The 21,199-nt window shown below is 53.3% G+C and carries 20 protein-coding genes; 4 read left to right on the forward strand and 16 right to left on the reverse strand.

The window, feature by feature from the left end; genetic code table 11:
* Positions 1-84 precede the first annotated feature (84 nt).
* From yfeX to ACUU1M_RS01160, 4 genes are all read right to left on the reverse strand, one after another.
* The gene (gene yfeX / locus ACUU1M_RS01145; protein WP_005076213.1) at positions 85-984 is read right to left on the reverse strand and encodes a porphyrinogen peroxidase; all 900 of its coding nucleotides are present in this window, start codon (positions 982-984) and stop codon (positions 85-87) included.
* 95 nt (positions 985-1,079) lie between these two features.
* Positions 1,080-1,655 (reverse strand): RpoE-regulated lipoprotein, encoded by a 576-nt coding sequence (locus ACUU1M_RS01150; protein WP_000838944.1) that lies wholly within the window; start codon positions 1,653-1,655, stop codon positions 1,080-1,082.
* Positions 1,656-1,715: 60 nt separating this feature from the next.
* Complete coding sequence (locus tag ACUU1M_RS01155; protein WP_024260795.1) at positions 1,716-2,165, reverse strand: DUF2919 domain-containing protein; 450 nt, start codon at positions 2,163-2,165, stop codon at positions 1,716-1,718.
* Positions 2,152-2,577, reverse strand: a complete 426-nt coding sequence (locus ACUU1M_RS01160) for a GNAT family acetyltransferase (protein ID WP_000406000.1) — start codon at positions 2,575-2,577, stop codon at positions 2,152-2,154. The genes ACUU1M_RS01155 and ACUU1M_RS01160 overlap by 14 nt, the downstream gene beginning before the upstream one ends.
* A gap of 213 nt (positions 2,578-2,790) precedes the next feature.
* On the opposite strand from ACUU1M_RS01160, the gene amiA reads away from it, so the two are divergent.
* Both amiA and hemF read left to right on the forward strand, forming a co-directional pair.
* Complete coding sequence (amiA, locus tag ACUU1M_RS01165; protein WP_000102891.1) at positions 2,791-3,660, forward strand: N-acetylmuramoyl-L-alanine amidase AmiA; 870 nt, start codon at positions 2,791-2,793, stop codon at positions 3,658-3,660.
* 3 nt (positions 3,661-3,663) lie between these two features.
* Positions 3,664-4,563: an oxygen-dependent coproporphyrinogen oxidase gene (gene hemF / locus ACUU1M_RS01170; RefSeq protein ID WP_000801367.1), complete on the forward strand. Its 900-nt coding sequence runs from the start codon at positions 3,664-3,666 to the stop codon at positions 4,561-4,563.
* 5 nt (positions 4,564-4,568) lie between these two features.
* Here the strand turns inward: hemF and eutR are convergent, their stop codons facing one another.
* The 9 genes from eutR to maeB form a co-directional block, all read right to left on the reverse strand.
* Positions 4,569-5,621: an HTH-type transcriptional regulator EutR gene (gene eutR, locus ACUU1M_RS01175; protein WP_000753686.1), complete on the reverse strand. Its 1,053-nt coding sequence runs from the start codon at positions 5,619-5,621 to the stop codon at positions 4,569-4,571.
* A 45-nt stretch (positions 5,622-5,666) separates the two neighbouring features.
* On the reverse strand, positions 5,667-6,167 hold the full coding sequence (gene eutK / locus ACUU1M_RS01180; RefSeq protein WP_005047162.1) for an ethanolamine utilization microcompartment protein EutK: 501 nt from the start codon (positions 6,165-6,167) through the stop codon (positions 5,667-5,669).
* A 12-nt stretch (positions 6,168-6,179) separates the two neighbouring features.
* On the reverse strand, positions 6,180-6,839 hold the full coding sequence (gene eutL / locus ACUU1M_RS01185) for an ethanolamine utilization microcompartment protein EutL (RefSeq protein WP_001111038.1): 660 nt from the start codon (positions 6,837-6,839) through the stop codon (positions 6,180-6,182).
* Between the two features lie 9 nt (positions 6,840-6,848).
* Positions 6,849-7,736: an ethanolamine ammonia-lyase subunit beta gene (eutC, locus tag ACUU1M_RS01190; RefSeq protein WP_000372314.1), complete on the reverse strand. Its 888-nt coding sequence runs from the start codon at positions 7,734-7,736 to the stop codon at positions 6,849-6,851.
* A gap of 20 nt (positions 7,737-7,756) precedes the next feature.
* Complete coding sequence (eutB, locus tag ACUU1M_RS01195; protein WP_000769969.1) at positions 7,757-9,118, reverse strand: ethanolamine ammonia-lyase subunit alpha; 1,362 nt, start codon at positions 9,116-9,118, stop codon at positions 7,757-7,759.
* A gap of 11 nt (positions 9,119-9,129) precedes the next feature.
* Positions 9,130-10,503 (reverse strand): ethanolamine ammonia-lyase reactivating factor EutA, encoded by a 1,374-nt coding sequence (gene eutA, locus ACUU1M_RS01200; protein WP_000733910.1) that lies wholly within the window; start codon positions 10,501-10,503, stop codon positions 9,130-9,132.
* Complete coding sequence (gene eutP, locus ACUU1M_RS01205) at positions 10,478-10,957, reverse strand: ethanolamine utilization acetate kinase EutP (protein ID WP_000820759.1); 480 nt, start codon at positions 10,955-10,957, stop codon at positions 10,478-10,480. The genes eutA and eutP overlap by 26 nt, the downstream gene beginning before the upstream one ends.
* A gap of 12 nt (positions 10,958-10,969) precedes the next feature.
* Positions 10,970-11,305: an ethanolamine utilization microcompartment protein EutS gene (gene eutS, locus ACUU1M_RS01210; protein ID WP_000356956.1), complete on the reverse strand. Its 336-nt coding sequence runs from the start codon at positions 11,303-11,305 to the stop codon at positions 10,970-10,972.
* Positions 11,306-11,597: 292 nt separating this feature from the next.
* On the reverse strand, positions 11,598-13,877 hold the full coding sequence (gene maeB / locus ACUU1M_RS01215) for an NADP-dependent oxaloacetate-decarboxylating malate dehydrogenase (RefSeq protein ID WP_000342627.1): 2,280 nt from the start codon (positions 13,875-13,877) through the stop codon (positions 11,598-11,600).
* A gap of 288 nt (positions 13,878-14,165) precedes the next feature.
* Here maeB and tal point away from each other — a divergent pair, with 288 nt between their 5' ends.
* Positions 14,166-15,116 carry a transaldolase gene (tal, locus tag ACUU1M_RS01220; RefSeq protein ID WP_001003698.1) on the forward strand — a complete coding sequence of 317 codons (951 nt, stop codon included), beginning with the start codon at positions 14,166-14,168 and terminating at the stop codon, positions 15,114-15,116.
* A 19-nt stretch (positions 15,117-15,135) separates the two neighbouring features.
* Positions 15,136-17,139 carry a transketolase gene (tkt, locus tag ACUU1M_RS01225; protein WP_000087264.1) on the forward strand — a complete coding sequence of 668 codons (2,004 nt, stop codon included), beginning with the start codon at positions 15,136-15,138 and terminating at the stop codon, positions 17,137-17,139.
* A gap of 102 nt (positions 17,140-17,241) precedes the next feature.
* Here the strand turns inward: tkt and ACUU1M_RS01230 are convergent, their stop codons facing one another.
* The 3 genes from ACUU1M_RS01230 to aegA form a co-directional block, all read right to left on the reverse strand.
* Positions 17,242-18,285 (reverse strand): DUF1176 domain-containing protein, encoded by a 1,044-nt coding sequence (locus ACUU1M_RS01230; RefSeq protein WP_152028843.1) that lies wholly within the window; start codon positions 18,283-18,285, stop codon positions 17,242-17,244.
* A gap of 125 nt (positions 18,286-18,410) precedes the next feature.
* Positions 18,411-18,986 (reverse strand): GDP-mannose pyrophosphatase NudK, encoded by a 576-nt coding sequence (nudK, locus tag ACUU1M_RS01235; RefSeq protein WP_001325569.1) that lies wholly within the window; start codon positions 18,984-18,986, stop codon positions 18,411-18,413.
* A 67-nt stretch (positions 18,987-19,053) separates the two neighbouring features.
* On the reverse strand, positions 19,054-21,033 hold the full coding sequence (gene aegA, locus ACUU1M_RS01240) for a formate-dependent uric acid utilization protein AegA (RefSeq protein WP_001078888.1): 1,980 nt from the start codon (positions 21,031-21,033) through the stop codon (positions 19,054-19,056).
* Between the last annotated feature and the right edge of the window lie 166 nt (positions 21,034-21,199).

The raw sequence follows: 21,199 nt of genomic DNA on the forward strand, positions 1-21,199 counted from the left end.
CAAGTATATGCGGCGTTAAAGCAGTAATAAAAAGGCCAGTCAGTAATGTTACTGCCTGGCCTTTAATCAATGAATCAGAAACGCTTACAGCGCCATCAACTTGTCCAGCGACGGTGCGAAATAATAGCCGCCGGTTACCGGTTTGGTGAAACGCAACATCGCATCACGTTTGCCATCGGTATCGCCAAACATGCTCAGCAGTTGCTGCTCAATGTTATGCAGACGCGCGCAGTAGGCGCAGAAGTACAGACCGTGAGTGCCACTGGCGGTGCCGTACGGCAGGCTCTGGCGAACAATCTTCAGCCCTTTGCCATCTTCTTTCAGATCAACGCGGGTGAGGTGAGAGGTTTCCGGACGTTCGTCGCCGTCAATCTCTTCGTTGGCCTCTTTGGTGCGCCCGATCATCATATCCTGATCGTGAACGCTCATCCGGTTGAGCTGCTTCAGGTTGTGCTCCCAACGCTGCACAAACACATAGCTGCCGCCGGCATCCACGCCGTCTTTGATAACCGCCACTTCGCGGCGCGTCTCTTCACCCGCCGGGTTTTCTGTACCGTCAACAAAGCCGCTCAGGTCACGCTCTTCCACCCAACGGAAGCCGTGGATCTCTTCTTTCACTTCAATGCAGTCACCAAAGGCTTCCATCGCCGCCTGAGCGACAGAGAAGTTTACGTCGTGACGCAGAGAAAGAATGTGGATCAACACATCGAACTGGGTCGTCGGCGCAAGGCCTTTACCGTAGCCCGGAAAATCTTTCAGCTCTTCTGCCCCAACGCCGCCGCTCAGAGCGCGCCAGGTGTTGTTACCAAAGGCAACCACCGCACCAAGATGCGCGTCCGGGAATTTCGCTTCAAAAGTTGCCAGTTTGTCGGCAAATGTTTTACTGGCCGCACGCAGGGCGTCAACTTCCCCTTTCACGTTGGCTTCGATCCAAATCGCCGCGCGGCAATGTTCTGGCAAAATGCCACTCTGAACCTGAGACATTGTTCCTCCTGAAAATAAGAATGCCACGCAATCCGTGGCATTGTTGAGCGCTATTTTACGTGTTTTTTCGCGACGGCGGTTTGTTCAGACGCAAATTAACGCCGCCAGATAATTTTACTGACTTTCCAGTTTTTCAGGGTATCGTCCGAAGGCATTAACCCTTCAGGACCACGCCATTCCCCGCTGAACTGGTAGCTAATATGTTGACTGCCTTCGGCTTTACATTCGACGGCACGATTATCATCACCATCAGCTTTTTGGCAATTGCCAAATGCTTTGCTGTAAAGGTCGCTAAACGGTGTACCGATTTTAACACCGGTGTCAGCAGGAATATCGCTATCCAGCACGTCAATGCGACTGATCGTGCCTTGATCGCCGTTAATCACCATCGCCACGTTGTCGCCTTTCATCACTTCAAAAAAGCGCACCACGTTGCCGTTCGCGGTTTTCATTCCGCTGCGCAGGCGATAATCGCCATCAAGCGCATCAGCAATGGCTTGTTCTTGCAGTGGTGTGGACGCCGTTAATTCACCCACGCCCTGCTCGCTCACTTTGGTGGACGATCCAAACCAGTTCCACGGGTTAGCGGCAGACCAGTTAACTGACGACATCGTGGAACAGCCGGTCAGCATCAACGGCATAGCGCATAACATTAAACGCAGCGATTTCATGTCACTTCCTTTGGTTATTCAATAACGTTGCTTGGAGTGCAAATTCACCAAAAAGTGCCGTTATTCTTTTTCTTCATTAAAACAAGCGCGTAAACGTCGATTGGTCAGCAGCCAGATTAACGCCACAATATCCGCCACTACCAGCGCCAGACCGATACCGCTAACGGATTCACCGTTCAGCCACAGCCACGGTTGCCAGCAAAGTAAAACCACCTGCGCCAACAGCAACAGAAAATAGAGCACATGCCAGGTGCGAGGAAACGAAGCCCGCCGACTGCTCAACAAAAACGCCAGCACCGCCGGAATACCGGGAATCAGCCCCAGCCAGAAATTATCGTGATCGGGATAAAACAGATTTAGCAGCGCAGTACCCTGCTCGCGCGACGCACCGGCAATGACAAACAGCACCCAGGTTCGCGCCTGAAGCAATAGCACAAGCCAGAAGAGCAAGGGTAAACGCAGGCGTCCGTGCGCATCATAATGGACAGGATGGAACTCAGTACTCTTCATCTTCAATCAAACGCTTACCCAGACTCAGCACGTCGGCGTGTTCATATCCCAGGCGTTCATACATTCCGAGCACCATGTCGTTATCTTCCGGCACGTTGATCTGAATTTTCGGGCAGCCGCGAGCAATCAGCTTTTTCTCCAGCCGGTTAAGCAACGCATTGGCAATTCCACGCCCACGAAACTCTGGATGCACGCCAAGATAATAAGCAGACCCGCGATGCCCGTCATAACCGCCCATCACCGTTCCGACCACTTCACCGTTTACCTCAGCGACCAAAAACAAACTGACGTCATGGTTCATCTTACGCTCGATGTCCATTTCCGGATCGTTCCACGGACGCAGCAAGTCGCAACGCTCCCAAAGGGTGATGACCTCTTCGAAATCTTCCTGGCGAAATACGCGTATCTCCATGGTATTCGTTACCTTTTTGCGGGTTAAAAGGCTGATTATGGCGTGAACGGTCGAATTAGCCAATATCTGACGAAAATCGGTTGAAAAAGTGGCATAATGGGGAGTTGTCAACTATTGAAATGAAAAGTAAAACAATTCTCAACAGCAAACCGTCGTAACGGATTACGCGATACGATATAACATCTGGAACTTTATTATTACAACTCAGGCCGTATGAGCACTTTTAAACCACTAAAAACACTCACTTCGCGCCGCCAGGTGCTGAAAGCCGGTTTAGCTGCCCTGACGTTGTCAGGAATGTCGCAAGCCATTGCCAAAGACGAACCTTTAAAAACCAGCAACGGACACAGCAAGCCGAAAGCCAAAAAATCTGGCGGCAAACGTGTCGTTGTTCTCGATCCAGGCCACGGCGGAATTGATACCGGAGCGATCGGACGCAACGGTTCGAAAGAAAAACATGTGGTGCTGGCGATTGCTAAAAACGTCCGTTCCATTTTGCGTAATCATGGGATTGATGCGCGTTTAACGCGTTCTGGCGATACGTTTATCCCACTTTACGATCGCGTTGAAATCGCCCATAAACATGGCGCAGATCTGTTTATGTCAATTCATGCCGATGGCTTTACCAACCCGAAAGCTGCCGGTGCTTCGGTATTTGCCCTCTCTAACCGTGGGGCAAGTAGCGCAATGGCGAAATACCTGTCTGAACGCGAAAACCGCGCCGATGAAGTTGCCGGTAAAAAGGCGACTGACAAGGATCACCTATTGCAGCAAGTACTGTTTGATCTGGTGCAAACCGATACTATTAAAAACAGCCTGACGCTTGGCTCGCATATTCTGAAAAAGATTAAGCCGGTGCATAAACTGCACAGCCGCAACACCGAACAAGCCGCGTTTGTGGTGTTGAAATCGCCGTCGGTTCCTTCGGTGCTGGTGGAAACCTCGTTTATCACCAACCCGGAAGAAGAGCGGCTGTTAGGCACGGCGGCGTTTCGTCAGAAAATCGCCACAGCGATTGCTGAAGGCGTGATCAGTTATTTCCACTGGTTCGACAACCAGAAAGCACATTCGAAAAAGCGATAAGTTATGAAACCCGACGCACACCAGGTTAAACAGTTTCTGCTCAACCTTCAGGATACGATTTGTCAGCAGCTGACCGCCGTCGATGGCGCAGAATTTGTCGAAGATAGTTGGCAGCGCGAAGCTGGCGGCGGCGGGCGCAGTCGGGTGTTGCGTAATGGTGGTGTTTTCGAACAGGCGGGCGTCAACTTTTCTCACGTCCACGGTGAGGCGATGCCTGCTTCCGCCACCGCTCATCGCCCGGAACTTGCCGGGCGCAGTTTCGAGGCGATGGGCGTTTCACTGGTAGTGCATCCGCATAACCCGTATGTTCCCACCAGCCACGCGAATGTGCGTTTTTTTATTGCCGAAAAACCGGGTGCAGAGCCCGTTTGGTGGTTTGGCGGCGGCTTCGATTTAACCCCTTTCTATGGTTTTGAAGAAGACGCCATTCACTGGCACCGCACCGCCCGTGACCTGTGCCTGCCATTTGGTGAAGACGTTTATCCCCGTTACAAAAAGTGGTGCGACGATTACTTCTACCTCAAACATCGCAACGAACAGCGCGGCATTGGCGGGCTGTTCTTTGATGATCTGAACACGCCAGATTTCGACCACTGTTTTGCCTTTATGCAGGCGGTAGGCAAAGGCTACACCGACGCTTATTTACCAATTGTAGAGCGACGTAAAGCGATGGCCTACGGCGAGCGCGAGCGCAATTTTCAGCTCTACCGTCGCGGTCGTTATGTCGAGTTCAATCTGGTCTGGGATCGCGGCACGCTGTTTGGCCTGCAAACTGGCGGGCGCACCGAGTCGATCCTGATGTCAATGCCGCCACTGGTACGCTGGGAGTATGATTATCAGCCAAAAGATGGCAGCCCAGAAGCGGCGTTAAGTGAGTTTATTAAGGTCAGAGATTGGGTGTAACTCCCTCACCCCCATTCCCGCATCCGCTGATGCAACGTCAACGACGGCTTCTCGGCAAACAGCTGCTGGTAATCCGTGGCAAATTGCCCCAGATGCCAGAATCCCCACTGCATGGCGGCGTCTTTTACCGTTGTGCTTTGCGACCACGGGCTTATCAGTTCGCGGCGTACGGCGTTCAGGCGAATGCGTTTCAGCCACGCGTTTGGGCCAATGCCTAAAATAGCGTGAAACGCGTTTTGTAGCGTGCGGCGACTGACATGCAGTTGATTACACAAATCCAGCACCGTCACCGGTTCGGACATGTTTTCCAGCACATATTCACGGGCGCGGGAAAGCAACCGACGGTAACTCTGATGACTGATGCTTTCCGCCGTCACCATTGGTTGCGCTTCTTCCAGCATCGCCCCCATCGCCATTAGCAAATTATCCCCCAGCACTTTTCGCACTGCAGGCTGATGGAGATTTTCCGGGTTCTCGCAAAACGTCGCCAGCGCCTGTTGGACAAAGCCCCACAGCGCGGCTTTATGCTGCTCTTTCACTTCCAGCGCCGACTGGCTACGCAGCATATGTAATACCCGATCCGGATTGTGCAAAAAGTTAGCCTGACAGGTGATGACATCTTCAGACAGCACTACGCCCAGGATCGTATAATCGTCCGGCGTACTTAATTCAAACTCGGTTCCACCGGGGCGCGTCGCTATTTCTGCGCTTCCCAGACATTGCGAACCGATAAATCCCTGCTCACCGCGCGTCGCCGGAATGCCAAACCAGAACGAGTTCGGCCAGACCAGGCACGACTGACGCAGCGCCAGACCGGTGTATTCACGAAAAACCTGAATATCATCGAGTAGAATTTCCGTAAATTCACCATGAAACTTGCCCGGATGCAGCTGATCGTAAATCTGCTGCCAGGCGGTAATCGTCAAAGCATGTTCATAGACATCCGTTGTCTGTCGTTGATGAACATTATCCACTTCGACCTTCGGCGTGAGCTTCAGGTTTTCGGGTAAGGGTTCATGATAAAGATGGTGCAAATTGGCTGTACGGGTCTTTTTCATGATGTTAATGCCGGGTGTTGTAGGACACCCGGCACCTCCGACAGGTTAATGGGGCTTGAGACGATAACGACTACTGCGTTTACGTAACGTCCCGGCAGAAAAGAGCTGTTCGAGCGCATTTCTGGCTTTTTCCAGCGGCCAGCCAAAGTGGGCGGCCACTTCTCCTGCCGTCATTCCCTGACATACTGATGTTAACAGCGCCAACAACTCGTCAGCAGATTCCGCGACGATAACTGGCGCGTCGGGTTCCTTTACGGGTTGCTTCGGCTGGCGGTTAAAGCCAGTAACCAGCCACTGGGTGTCATCGTCTGGCCGACCGATCTCCTTACGGCTGATGACACGCCCGGTACGCATCGCGGCAGCACAACCTGCGTCCAGCGCCGCACGACACGCCGCCAGATCGCCTTCCACCACCAGCGTTAAGCGACCAGGGTCAAGCACTTCGTGACTGAGCAGACGAACGTTAGCTGCTTTGAGCATGGCATCCGCTGCATCTATCGCGGCGACCATGCCGTCCACTTCCAGCAATCCCAGTGCATTGATCATCGGCAACCTCCGTTACGCACGCTGGATTGGATTACGCGCGATTTCCAGCACTGCATCGGTAAAGGCGTTACAGGCTGCTTTACACGCGGCCTGGCTACCGGTTAAAAATGCTGCCGAGTAGTTGGTTTCAGACGGTGGCGGGACGTAGGTCACCAGCTGTACGTCGGCAGATTTCAACGCGGCATCAATGCCGTAGGTCGCTTCCAGCGGCGGTGCCACCAGATACGCCATCGGATCGCCAAGCGTGATCCCGGCGGTTGATGAAAGATAAGAACCGGTACGCGAAACCACATGCGCCAGGAAGGCGGTGTTTTCTGCGTCATTGGCCCACTGGAAAGCTGCGCCATTTTCAATATGTGCAACCATCGCATCCAGACCGGCACGCACTTCCGCCGGGTTTGGCCCACCAAGCATAATCAGCACTTCACCGGCAGTCGGTGACGGGCCGTGTGCCGCTCCCGCATACAGCGAGCGACCATATACCACTTCGACCATCGCTTGTTTGGTCGCTTCGTCAGCCGCAATGTAGGTTACGTCGTCAGAATCGGCAGAAATCAGCCCGAGGCTACGAATATGCGGCGGCAATTTTAGTTCACGCGCAAATTCAGCGTTAACGGAGGCAATCACCCGCATGGCGGTTACCGACGGTCGAATCAAATCTAAAGCTGGCATGATGCCTCCTTATCGGGTCATGTTGATGCCGGATGCTTTCTGCTCCAGCATACGTTTCGCCAAATCCACAATGACGGCTGCGGCTTCAACCGGCGGCGTGCCGCCCTGGTGAATGTTAGAGATACAGGTGCGATCGGCCTCAACGGTGGTCGCCATACGCGGCGAGTAAACGGCGTAGCAGGAGAGGCTTTCTGACTGCCCTAACCCCGGACGTTCCCCCACCAGCAGGATCACCACTTTCGCGCCGAGGATCTCACCGATCTGATCTTCAATCTTCACGCGACCATAACGAACAAAGAATGGCGTGCCGACTTTCAGCCCGGCCTGTTTCAGGCCCGCCATCAGCGGCGGCAGGATCTCTTCGTAGTTGACGGTGATGGCATCAGTTGACAGGCCATCAGAAATAACGACCTGTACGTCCGGATTAGCAACACACTGTGCTTTCAGCGCTTCAACAGCTTCTGCACACAGGCGGCGGCCCATATCCGGGCGAGTCAGGTAGAGATTTTTGTCGCTAATTTCAGAGCGTACTTCCAGCAAGCCCTGCGCTTTCACCCACTCTTCCGGCACTTCTTTCAGTACGGCATCTTTCGAACGAGAGTGATCGGCCAAGAAACGCAGCAGCGCCTGAGTACGTGGACGCGGACCGGCACGACCGGTACAAACGCGGGCCACGGTGCTGCGGTGCAGTTCTGTTAATACGTCTGCGCGATGCGGGTTTTCAACACCAATCCACGCTTTTGCTTCAGCGGAACCTAAATCCAGCGCACAGCTTTCCGAGGTCACCGGTGCCGCACAGTTGGTGGTGGCGCACTTTGCTTCTGACGGCGCGGGGGCCGCTTGTCCCATTGACGCCATCACGCTGCGTACAATTTCTTCAATCTGTTTTTGATCCATGATGTGTTATCTCCGCGTCATCAGAAGAACAGTGACGGATCGCCCGCCCGTTTGGTCAGGCGACCGTTTGCCATAATGCCCATGCTTTCCAGCCAGCGTTCAAACTCTGGTGACGGGCGCAGGTTGAGTAACTGACGCACAGTGGCGGTATCGTGGAATGCGGTGGTCTGGTAGTTGAGCATGATGTCATCACCCAGCGGCATCCCCATGATGTAGTTGCAGCCTGCGGTGGCGAGCAGGATCATCAGGTTTTCGTTGAGGTTCTGGTCAGAGTCAGCGTGGTTGGTGTAGCAGCAGTCACAGCCCATAGAGATGCCGCTCAGCTTGCCCATAAAGTGATCTTCTAAGCCAGCACGGATAATCTGGCGGTCGTTGTAGAGATACTCCGGCCCAATAAAGCCGACCACGGTGTTGACGATAAACGGATCGTAATGACGCGCCAGCCCATAGTTACGTGCTTCCATCGTCACCTGGTCAGCGCCGAAGTTAGCGCCAGCGGATAGCGCAGAGCCTTGTCCGGTTTCGAAGTAGAGGCAGTTTTCCCCGGCGATACGATTGAACTCTGCGCCCACTGCGCGCGCTTCGTCGAGCATCGCCAGTTCCACGCCAAACTCTTTCAGCCCTTTTTCGCTGCCACAGATACTCTGGAAAATCAGTCCGCCAGGCGCGCCGCGACGAATCGCTTCGATCTGGGTGGTGACGTGCGCCAGTACGCAGCCCTGAGTTGGGATGTTGAATTTGTCGATCACGCCATAAATGGTATCCAGCACGCGGCTTAAGTTTTCCACGTCGTCAGTTACCGGGTTAACGCCGATCACCGCATCGCCCACCCCGAAGGAAAGCCCTTCATAGATTTGCGCAGCGATACTTTGCACGTCGTCACGGGTATCGTTCGGCTGCAAACGGGCGCTAAAGGTGCCCGGAATACCGATGGTGGTATTGGCCTTTTTGATTACCGGCATTTTCTTCGCGCCGTAGATCAGGTCCGCGTTGGAGCAAATCTTCGCTACCGCCGCGACCACTTCCGAGGTCAGCCCTTTGCGGGTAAAGGCAATGTCGTCCACGCTGGTTTCATCGCTCAGCACATACTCACGCAGTTCGCTGATGCTCCAGTTTTTAATCTGGTTGTAGGCCGTTTCGTTAACGTCGTCCTGAATCAGCCGCGTCACGCAGTCATCTTCATAGGCAATCACCGGATTATTGCGGATGTCCGCTACGGTCATTTCCGACAACACCTGCTTTGCCGCCACGCGCTCCTGTGAGCTTGCCGCTGCAACGCCCGCCAGCACATCCCCCGAACGCAGTTCGTTGGCTTTAGCCAGCACCTCTTTTACATCCTTAAACTGATATACATTGCCGAACAATGTGGTCTTTAGTTTCATAAGTCGTTCCCTCAGGAAGGAAATGCGAGTGATTTCACCGTCACCGGCACAACCGATCCGCCAAAAAGAGGCGTACCAATGTCGATATAGTCCCCCGCGCGGACAATCACTTCGTCAATGACTGCCAACGGGAGTTGTTGTAGCTGTGGGCGCAACAACATGCCCAGAGCTTTACCAAAGTCCTGCCCGGCCACCACCAGCAGGGGATGCGGATTCGGAAAACGCGCGACGAAATCGACCAGCGCGTTGATGACCGTCAGTACCGCGGCGTAACGCACAGGCAGCGAGGCGGGAAGCGCCAGCACGTACACGTCAGTTTTGGGATCAAGATCCAGCTGAAGCAGCGCCTGTTGCCAGGCACTCACCAGATCCGTTTCATCAATCGGGATCGCCACCGGCAAATTGCGCAGCGGCAGTTGTACGCCCTCCAGCCAGATTGTGCTGCCAGAGAGCGAAAGGGTATGTGCACCCGCGCCAATCACCGTGGCGCGTACGGTTTGCGCCGGAAACTGCACATTCATCTCACGCAGGCGCGGATGGTCATGCAGCGCCGTTGCCAGAAGTGGGCCAATATCGGCAAAACAGAACGGGTCGGCGGGCTGGTGGCGATAACATTCGCCCACGCCTCCAGAAAGCGTAATGATTTCGGGCGTAACACCTGCGGGCAGCAAACCGGTTTGCATCAATGCCTGCGCGAGCGGCGAAAGCGTTCCGTCAATCACTTCGACAATCAGCGCCGCCATCCGCCGGGTAACCTGCACCAGCTGCGCGCCGGTCAGCGAACGGGCGTCAGTGCCTGCACCGAAGCACTCATCCACAATCATCTGCCCCGGTTTATGAGCGTAAACCACGCGCCCCTGGCTGTCGGTTTCCAGCAGGCGACCACCGACGTTGAGACAGGCAGTGCCGCTGATTTTTCCGGCATCGAACAGGGCGTAGTTCGCGGTGCCACCGCCGATATCGATATTCAGTACCCGACACAGCCGTTGTTCAGAAAGGGTTTGCGCCCCGGCTCCGTGACCGGCGATCACGGATTCGAGGTGCGGCCCGGCGCTGGCGACGACAAAATCGCCCAGCGACTGTTTTTCCTTCATCACTTTTTCCATCAGCTGTGCGACCAGGCTTTCGGTAAACTGGCCTTCCGGCAGCTGGGCAATGATGGTTTCGCGGATGCGCTGGCTTTCGGTTTTGTCGGCTGGCACGCTGGCGGGCACGGACGCCGTTACCGGGATCGATTCATCACATTCGGTGATGGTAAAACCCAGTAGATCCGCCACTTCACGGGCTTCCGGGGTAATAATGCTGGCGCGCAGAACCACGGACATTGCCTGTTCGCCGCGCGCGTGTGCTTCACGAATATCATTCGCTGTGATGAGTTTTTTCACCTGCTTCCTCCTGTTTGGTGAGAGATGCCAGATAATCCACCAGTTGCTGCACGCTTTGCGGGTCGTGGCTGTTTAGCTCGAAAATCGGCTCTTCGAAACCCGTCTCAAGCAATAACTTTCGCGTTGCGGCGACGTCAGCATCTGGCATGTCCGTTTTACTGATGACGGCGATTTGCCGTTTGCTGACGCCAATATCCAGCAACCCGGCAGGCAACCGACTTTCCGGGTCATTTGCGCCATGGACATAGATCAGCATGTCTACATCCTGTAGCGTGGTAATTAAGGCGTGATACCAGCGGGGATGGCTAAAATATTCACCCGGCGTATCAATATCGCCCTTATCATTAAATTCCACGGTCTGTGTTTTTCTGGCGAGGATATAATTCCCCTGCAACGCATTAAATAACGTTGTTTTTCCTGCCCCGACGCTACCCACAAACGCAATTCGTTTCATGAATGCCTCGTATTAACTTTTGGTCATTTCACAAAGCGTATAATTTAATAAGCGACCTAAACCGCTGACGGTTTGTGATAACGCTTCTTCTACTGCGCCCACCGAGCCATAAATCACCAATGCACCGCTGAAGCGGTCGAGAAAACCGATATGCACATCAGCGGCTTTCAGCGCTAAATCACCGGCGATCATCGCCGTTTCGCCGGGAGTTAGCGTCATAATGCCAATTGCGCCCGCATCCGGAACGCCGATTTTCTTCGCCAGTTCCTCACCGGGATGCGCGATGAGATGCGCCAGTGTGACCTGTTTGCCGGGCACAAATTCCTGAATGATGCGTTCTTTATCCATGAGTCGCCGCCTGTGAAAAACTTTCGTGTATCGTGACAATTTTTCGTCAGAGTAAATAACAAAATTCGGCAAGCGCGTTTAAAAGGTGAGGTAGATCACTAAGAATGGAGAGATATTTACTGTTATGAATAAACTTTCATATGCGACGCATGAATATAAATAAAATAATATCGAGATATTTTATATACTGATTTTTTTATTATTCGCAAACTCAGTAATAAGCTTTGCTAATATATTTCAGGAAAACCGCTTACCCTGAATATTCAGGGTAAGCGTGAGAGTTAAGAATGAATTACAGCGGTTGGGTTTGCGCTTCAACCACGGCCAGCGCCACCATATTGACGATACGACGCACCGATGCGATCGGCGTTAACACGTGAACCGGTTTCGCCACGCCCATCAGCACCGGACCGACAGTCACACCTTCCGAGCTGGAAACGCGCAGTAAGTTGTAACTAATGCGGGCAGCTTCCATGTTCGGCATCACCAGAATATTGGCAGAACCTTTCAAAGGGCTGTCCGGCATACGGTCGTTGCGAATCGCTTCCACCAGCGCTGCATCGCCGTGCATTTCACCATCAATCATCAGATCTGGCGCACGATCCCTGACCAGTTCCAGCGCCTGACGCATTTTGCTCGACGACGGGCAGTCAGAAGAACCAAAGTTGGAGTGCGACAACAGAGCAACGCGCGGCTCAATACCAAAACGACGGACAGTTTCTGCCGCCATCAAGGTGATCTCCGCCAGCTCTTCTGCGTCTGGTTCGTCATTGACGTAGGTATCGGCAATAAAGGTGTTACCACTCGGCAGCAGCAGCGCGTTCATTGCACCTGCGGTGTGAACGCCATCGCGATAACCAAAGACATTTTTCACCACGCTAAAATGTTCATGATAATCGCCCACCGTACCGCAGATCATTGCATCGGCTTCCCCACGCTGAACCATGATCGCGCCGATCACTGTCGGGTTACTGATCAGCGCACGCTGCGCCTGTTCCTGAGTGACACCGCGACGCTTCATGATCTGGAAGTATTCGGTCCAGTACTCTTTAAAGCGCGGATCGGATTCGTTATTGACGATTTCAAAATCAACGCCCGCTTTGATCTGCAAGCCCAGTTTCTGAATGCGCATTTCGATCACGTTCGGACGACCGATAAGGATCGGTTTCGCCAGTCCCAGCGTTACCAGTTCCTGAGTCGCATGCAGAACGCGCGCCTCTTCCCCTTCCGGCAGAACTACGCGCTTCGGCGCTTTGCGAGCCTGGGAGAAAATCGGCTTCATAAACAGGTTGGTTTTGTAAACGAACTCAGTCAGCTTGTCGATGTAGACATCGAAATCAGCAATCGGACGCGTCGCCACGCCCGACTCCATCGCCGCTTTTGCGACCGCAGGAGCGATCTTAACGATCAAGCGCGGATCAAACGGTTTTGGAATGATGTATTCCGGACCAAAGCTCAGATCCTGAACGCCATACGCTGAAGCCACCACTTCACTCTGTTCTGCATGGGCCAGTTCTGCAATCGCGCGTACCGCCGCCAGTTTCATCTCTTCGTTGATGGCGGTTGCGCCAACGTCCAGCGCGCCACGGAAGATGAACGGGAAGCAAAGAACGTTGTTCACCTGGTTCGGGTAGTCGGAACGGCCGGTACAGATGATGGCATCCGGACGCACTTCTTTCGCCAGCGGCGGCAGAATTTCCGGTTCCGGGTTCGCCAGCGCCAGGATCATTGGTGCCCGAGCCATTTTCTTCACCATTTCCTGGGTCAGCACTTTCGGGCCGGAACAGCCCAGGAAAATATCCGCACCTTCAATCACATCATCGAGGGTATGTTTGCCGTCATCCACCACCGCATATGCGGCTTTGGTTTCCGCCATATTTGGCTCACGGCCCTGATAGATAACGCCTTTTGAATCGCAAACCACGATGTTATGTTTTTGCAGCCCCAGCGCTACCAGCAGGTTCATACAGGCGATTGCTGCGGCACCCGCGCCGGAAACCACCATCCGCACGTCGGAGATGTTTTTCTCCACCACGCGCAAGCCGTTGAGGATGGCGGCAGTGCTGATGATTGCCGTGCCGTGCTGATCGTCGTGGAATACCGGAATATTCATCCGCTCGCGCAGTTTCTGTTCAATATAGAAACATTCTGGCGCTTTAATGTCTTCGAGGTTGATGCCGCCGAAGGTCGGTTCGAGCGCGGCGACAACTTCAATAAATTTGTCCGGGTCGAGTTCATCAACTTCAATGTCAAATACATCAATCCCAGCGAATTTCTTAAATAGAACGCCCTTGCCTTCCATCACCGGTTTGCCTGCCAGCGCGCCAATGTTGCCTAACCCCAGCACCGCCGTACCGTTAGAGATCACCGCAACCAGGTTACCGCGCGCGGTATATTTGTAGGCTTTTAGCGGGTCTTTTTCGATTTCAAGACAAGGTGCGGCAACGCCTGGTGAGTAGGCCAGCGCCAGATCGCGCTGCGTTGCCAGAGGCTTGGTTGGAGAAACCTGGATTTTCCCTGGAACTGGAAATTCATGGAAATCAAGTGCACTTTGTTTTAACTGGTCATCCATTTGGTTGTTCCTTTCACGTAACGTTCACAAATAAAGTGTGTGGGCAACAGCCCCTGCCCACAACGTGGCGCACATTATTACCCTGCCGGAGTCTACAGACTTTGAGCAAGTCCAAACTCTCACCATTAATATAATGTTTTGGTAATAATCCTATAACACTGATGTTACCTGCTTAATCCAGCAATACCATGCCTGTCTGCTATGCTTTTTTGATGCGTTTAGCGAAATTTCTCAGAAGTGTGAATTAACGCACTCATCTAACACTTTACTTTTCAAGGAGTATTTCCTATGAACGAGTTAGACGGCATCAAACAGTTCACCACTGTCGTGGCAGACAGCGGCGATATTGAGTCCATTCGCCATTATCATCCCCAGGATGCCACCACCAATCCTTCGCTGTTACTCAAGGCTGCCGGATTATCACAATATGAGCATTTAATAGACGATGCTATCGCCTGGGGTAAAAAAAATGGCAAGACCCAGGAACAACAGGTGGTCGCAGCGTGTGACAAACTGGCGGTCAATTTCGGTGCTGAAATTCTCAAAATCGTACCCGGTTGCGTGTCAACAGAAGTTGATGCACGCCTCTCTTTTGATAAAGAAAAGAGTATTGAGAAGGCGCGCCATCTGGTGGACTTGTATCAGCAACAAGGCGTTGAGAAATCACGCATTTTGATCAAACTGGCTTCGACCTGGGAAGGAATTCGCGCGGCCGAAGAGCTGGAAAAAGAAGGTATTAACTGCAACCTGACGCTGCTGTTTTCTTTTGCCCAGGCGCGGGCCTGTGCGGAAGCAGGCGTTTTTCTGATTTCGCCGTTTGTAGGGCGTATTTATGACTGGTATCAGGCACGCAAGCCGATGGACCCGTATGTGGTGGAAGAAGATCCGGGAGTTAAATCGGTGCGCAATATCTACGACTACTATAAGCAACACCACTATGAAACCATTGTGATGGGCGCGAGCTTCCGTCGCACCGAACAAATCCTCGCCTTAACCGGCTGCGATCGACTGACTATCGCACCGAATTTGCTGAAGGAGCTGCAGGAAAAAGTTTCTCCAGTGGTACGTAAATTAATCCCGCCTTCTCAGACGTTCCCACGCCCAGCACCCATGAGCGAAGCGGAGTTCCGTTGGGAGCACAATCAGGATGCGATGGCGGTAGAAAAACTGTCTGAAGGCATTCGTCTGTTCGCTGTTGATCAACGCAAACTGGAAGATCTTCTTACCGCCAAACTATAAACCAGCCACGGAGTGTTATATGTCCCGAAAAGACCTTGCCAATGCGATTCGCGCACTCAGTATGGATGCGGTACAAAAAGCCAATTCTGGTCATCCCGGCGCGCCGATGGGCATGGCTGATATTGCCGAAGTGCTGTGGAACGATTTTCTTAAACATAATCCTACCGACCCAACCTGGTATGATCGCGACCGCTTTATTCTTTCCAACGGTCACGCGTCGATGCTGCTCTACAGTTTGCTACATCTGACCGGTTACGACCTGCCGCTGGAAGAACTGAAGAACTTCCGTCAGTTGCATTCGAAAACCCCAGGCCACCCGGAGATTGGCTATACGCCAGGCGTTGAAACCACCACCGGCCCGCTTGGACAAGGTTTGGCGAACGCCGTCGGGCTGGCGATAGCAGAGCGTACACTGGCGGCGCAGTTTAACCAGCCAGACCATGAGATCGTCGATCACTTCACCTATGTGTTTATGGGCGACGGCTGCCTGATGGAAGGTATTTCCCACGAAGTCTGTTCGCTGGCAGGCACGCTGGGACTAGGCAAGCTGATTGGTTTTTACGATCACAACGGTATTTCCATCGACGGTGAAACAGAAGGCTGGTTTACCGACGATACGGCAAAACGTTTTGAAGCCTATCACTGGCATGTGATCCATGAAATCGACGGTCACGATCCGCAGGCGGTGAAGGAAGCGATCCTTGAAGCGCAAAGCGTGAAAGATAAGCCGTCGCTGATTATCTGCCGTTCGGTGATTGGCTTTGGTTCGCCGAATAAAGCAGGTAAGGAAGAGGCGCACGGCGCACCACTGGGGGAAGAAGAAGTGGCGCTGGCACGGCAAAAACTGGGCTGGCACCATCCGCCATTTGAGATCCCTAAAGAGATTTATCACGCCTGGGATGCCCGTGAAAAAGGCGAAAAAGCGCAGCAGAGCTGGAATGAGAAGTTTGCCGCCTATAAAAAGGCTCATCCGCAACTGGCAGAAGAGTTTACCCGACGGATGAGCGGTGGTTTACCGAAGGACTGGGAGAAAACGACTCAGAAATATATCAATGAGTTACAGGCAAATCCGGCGAAAATCGCTACCCGTAAGGCTTCGCAAAATACGCTTAACGCTTACGGGCCGATGCTGCCTGAGTTGCTCGGCGGTTCGGCGGATCTGGCTCCCAGCAACCTGACCATCTGGAAAGGTTCTGTTTCGCTGAAGGAAGATCCGGCGGGCAACTACATTCACTACGGGGTGCGTGAATTTGGCATGACCGCTATCGCCAACGGCATCGCGCACCACGGCGGCTTTGTGCCGTATACCGCGACGTTCCTGATGTTTGTTGAATACGCCCGTAACGCCGCGCGGATGGCGGCACTGATGAAAGCGCGGCAGATTATGGTTTATACCCACGACTCAATTGGCCTGGGCGAAGATGGTCCGACGCACCAGGCTGTTGAGCAACTGGCCAGCCTGCGCTTAACGCCAAATTTCAGCACCTGGCGACCGTGCGATCAGGTGGAAGCGGCGGTGGGCTGGAAGCTGGCGGTTGAGCGCCACAACGGACCGACGGCACTGATCCTCTCAAGGCAGAATCTGGCCCAGGTGGAACGTACGCCGGATCAGGTTAAAGAGATTGCTCGTGGCGGTTATGTGCTGAAAGACAGCGGCGGTAAGCCAGATATTATTCTGATTGCCACCGGTTCAGAGATGGAAATTACCCTGCAAACGGCAGAGAAATTAGCAGGAGAAGGTCGCAATGTACGCGTAGTTTCCCTGCCCTCGACCGATATTTTCGACGCCCAGGATGAGGAATATCGGGAGTCGGTGTTGCCTTCTAACGTTGCGGCTCGCGTGGCGGTGGAAGCAGGTATTGCCGATTACTGGTACAAGTATGTTGGTCTGAAAGGGGCAATTGTCGGGATGACGGGTTACGGGGAATCTGCTCCGGCGGATAAGCTGTTCCCGTTCTTTGGCTTTACCGCCGAGAATATTGTGGCAAAAGCGCATAAGGTGCTGGGAGTGAAAGGTGCCTGATGGTGATCGCCGGATGCTGTATGTTCCCCTCACCCTAACCCTCTCCCCAAAAGGGCGAGGGGACGGTCCGTGCGCTTTTTAGGGCCGCATCTGCGATTTTGTTTAACGGGTGATCCACAACGTGGGCCTGGCGTCTGGCCCATGCCAGTTATCGCAGGTGGGTTCTGCGGCGTAACGCACCAGGCGAAAACGCTGACCGTCAAAGCGCCAGCGCGCCTGAATGCCACAATCGCTTAATCCGCGCCCTTTCGCTAAGGTCACCAGTTCACGCGATTTCTCATCAAATGTTGCGTTCATCAGTTCCAGTTCATTCGTCTCCTGACCGTTGTTGAACGGCAAACGCAACCGAACCGGGCGCGAGGCTAGCGGCTTTTTACGCGAAACAATCCATGCCAAATCAATGGTGTTATAGGCCCCTGCCTCACCGCTAATCATCATCAGTGCTTTATCATCGGTCAGCGCAGTGACATTCACCTCACGACGTAACGGATCAAGCGAGCAGCGCAGACCATTCATCCGCCAGTTTCCATAATCCAGCAAATCGTTACGTTCTTCGAGTGAGAGTGGCGTCGGCGTTGGGTTAACCACCGCGACCTCTTTCAGCGCAGGCGCGGGCGGTACGCTGAGAGGCGGTTCGTCCCCTTTCTTGATCCACGCGGTTTCACTGCCAACGCGCTTTTGCTGAGCATCAATAAACAACAACGCCGCTTTTAAGCCGCTCAGAGAAATGGTCTGATTGCCGTCGCGTAAGGTGATCGCCTTCCCTTCCTGAATTATCTGCAAAAACGCGGTGATGGTTGCCGTATCATCGGTTACTAATAACCATGGTGAAATCCGCCACTTGTCACCACTTAATGCCAACGGCTCACCATCTAATAGCAGCCGTGGCGCTATCTCCCCTTCAGACGCATCCGGCGACTTCAACCCACCGCGCTCAATACGTAAAACGGCATCGGTATGCGCCCCAGCGCTGCGGCTCAGGGTCATCACCAGTCCATTATGATCGCCCGTATTGCGCGCCACACAAAAATTTTGATTATTACAGGTGACCTGCCAGTCGGAAAACGCCCGTTGCGCTGGTGCCGCCCACACAAAAGACGTCGGCAACAAAGCGAAAAAAAAGAGAAGGAAAATGCGATAGCGCATGGACGGTACGACCCCAGAAGTTCAAACAAACAGCACAAGTCGTATCTTCGTTGCGCAGGTAGCGCGGCTCAATCGGATTTGTCGGATTGAGCCAATAATAAACAACGAAATATTATTGCTATTTTTCAGTCCATTAAATGTGACATTTGCAAATAGTTAAGCAATAACACCGTCTTACCGTCACGTATCTCGCCGGTTTTGATCATCTCCAGCGCCTGGCTGAACGGCAGCTCGAGCACTTCAATATCTTCATCTTCAACACCGCCACCGGCGTTAGCGCGCTGATTGTCACTGTATTCGGCGATAAAAAAGTGGATTAGCTCAGTCACACCGCCAGGCGACATATACAGTTCAAATAATTTGCGCACTTCGCCCACTTCATAGCCCGTCTCTTCAATCGCTTCTTTACGAATGCACACTTCCGGTTCATCGTTATCCAGCAGCCCGGCGCAGGTTTCAATCAGCTGCCCGCTTTCATTGCCATTAACCCAGGTAGCGACACGGAACTGACGAATCAGAACCACGCTCTTTTTCTTCGCGTTGTACAGGAGGATCGTCGCACCATTACCGCGATCGTAAACTTCACGTTTATGGCGGATAACTTCGCCATCTTTGCGCGTGAGATCGTAAGTAATGTTGTGCAGGGTGAAATAGTTATCGGAGAGAATTTTGTCTTTAATGAGGGTGATTTGTTGCGTCATACCGACTCCACAGCGCGAAATGAACAATTATATTACGCTGTGAAGCCGGGTTTGTCTGCGCAGGCTATCAGTGAGATTTGACTGATTTTACCCCCAGCCAGTCAATAATCCCCTGTGCCGCATGACGTCCTTCTGCCATTGCGGTAACCACCAGATCCGCACCACGCACGGCGTCGCCACCGGCGAAGATTTTCGGATTGGTGGTCTGGTAACTGTACTGGCTTTCCACATCCGCGATGATGCGGCCCCATTTGTCTACCGTTACACCGTGCGACTCCAGCCACGGCATCCCGTGTGGATTGAAGCCAAACGCCATAATCACCGCATCGGCTGGCATGACAAATTCACTGCCCTCAATCGGTACAGGTCGCCGACGCCCCTGGGCATCCGGCTCGCCAAGACGCGTGCGCAGGAAACGAATTCCGCAAACGTGACCTTGCTCATTCAGCTCAAGCGCCACCGGCTGGACGTTAAATTCGAAGTTGGCCCCCTCTTCGCGGGCGTTCTTCACCTCTTTCTTCGAGCCTGGCATGTTAGCTTCATCACGACGATAAGCGCAGGTGACGTTACTCGCGCCGTGGCGCAGCGCAGTACGCACACAGTCCATCGCGGTGTCGCCGCCGCCCAGTACCACGACGTTAAGTCCGGCGGTATTGATAAACGGCTCTTCCGGTAGCTCTTCGAGCCCCATCACCTGTTTAGTGTTGGCAATGAGGAACGGCAGCGCGTCATAAACGCCCGGCGCATCTTCATTGGGTAAACCCGCTTTCATGGAACGGTAAGTGCCTACGCCAACGAAGACCGCGTCGTATTGTTCCAAAAGCGAATCCAAAGAGACATCTTTACCCACTTCACAATTGAGTTCGAAGTGAATCCCCATCGCGCTGAAGATTTCCCGACGGCGTGCCTGCAGGGATTTATCCAGTTTGAAAGAAGGAATGCCGAAAGTGAGCAAGCCACCGATTTCTGGATGGCGATCGTACACCGTCACCGCCACGCCATTGCGGGTCAGAACATCCGCACAGGCCAGCCCTGCCGGACCTGCCCCGATAATCGCCACCCGCTTGTCCACTTTGGTGACATGACTTAAGTCAGGACGCCAACCTTTCGCCAACGCCTGATCTGAAATATAGCGTTCAATGTTGCCGATAGTTACCGCGCCGTGCTCATCGCGAATAGTACAGGCACCTTCACACAAACGGTCTTGCGGACAAACGCGTCCGGTAATTTCCGGCAGGGTGTTGGTCTGGTGAGAAAGCTCGACGGCGGCGTCGATGTTTCCGGCTTTCACCAGTTCAATCCACTGCGGAATATGGTTATGCAGCGGGCAGGTCCATTCACAAACGCTGTGCTCGCCGAACTTAAGGCAGCGCGAGGCTTCCCGTTGTGCCTGGTCGGCGCGAAATGGCAGATAAATTTCATCAAAACCGGTTTTGCGCGCTTCAATCGCCAGTTTATCCGGCTCGCCACGCGCGGGCGTTGCCTGCATTTGTTCGACTTTACTCATTACCGGCATTTCTTGTGCAGCGGTACTGGCATGCCACGGTTGATGCTCCTGACGTGCGGTGCGCAAGCGGCGGGATTTCGCCATGCCGGAGAGTGCGACGTCAGTGACCAGTTGCAGCGCGTCCGCCGGGCAATTCTCGACACAGGCAGGACCGTTTTCGCGCCCTGCACAAAGGTCGCATTTATGCGCCGTGGCTTTTACTTTTCCTGCCGCGACGGGTGTCAGGACGATTTGCATCGTACCAAACGGACAGGCCACCACGCAGGATTTACAGCCAATACACTTTTGCTGATTGACCTGAATGCTGTCATCAACGTGGCTGATTGCGCCATTAGGGCAGCTACGGGCGCAGGGCGCATCTTCACAATGGTGACAGGTCACTGCACTACGTTGCTGCTGATGTTTGATAACCGTAATTCGGGGATGAAAATGGTGTTGGCTCAGGACATGTTGCTCATCATTGTGAGCCATGACACAGGCGATTTCACAAGCATGACAACCCAGACATTGCTGACTGTTGGCCATAATAAAACGATTCATAACGACCTTCTTTTTTGGTTGTAAAAACCTTATTCTTTATATGAGTTTTGTTATTACCCGACTTACAGGGGAACCGGCAATGTTCATGTGCCCAGAATAAGTAACTATTTCGCTATAAACTGTGGCAGATCAAATAATCCCATCACTGACTAAATTGCGTTTCAGC

Source organism: Shigella sp. SIG6 (assembly GCF_053555815.1).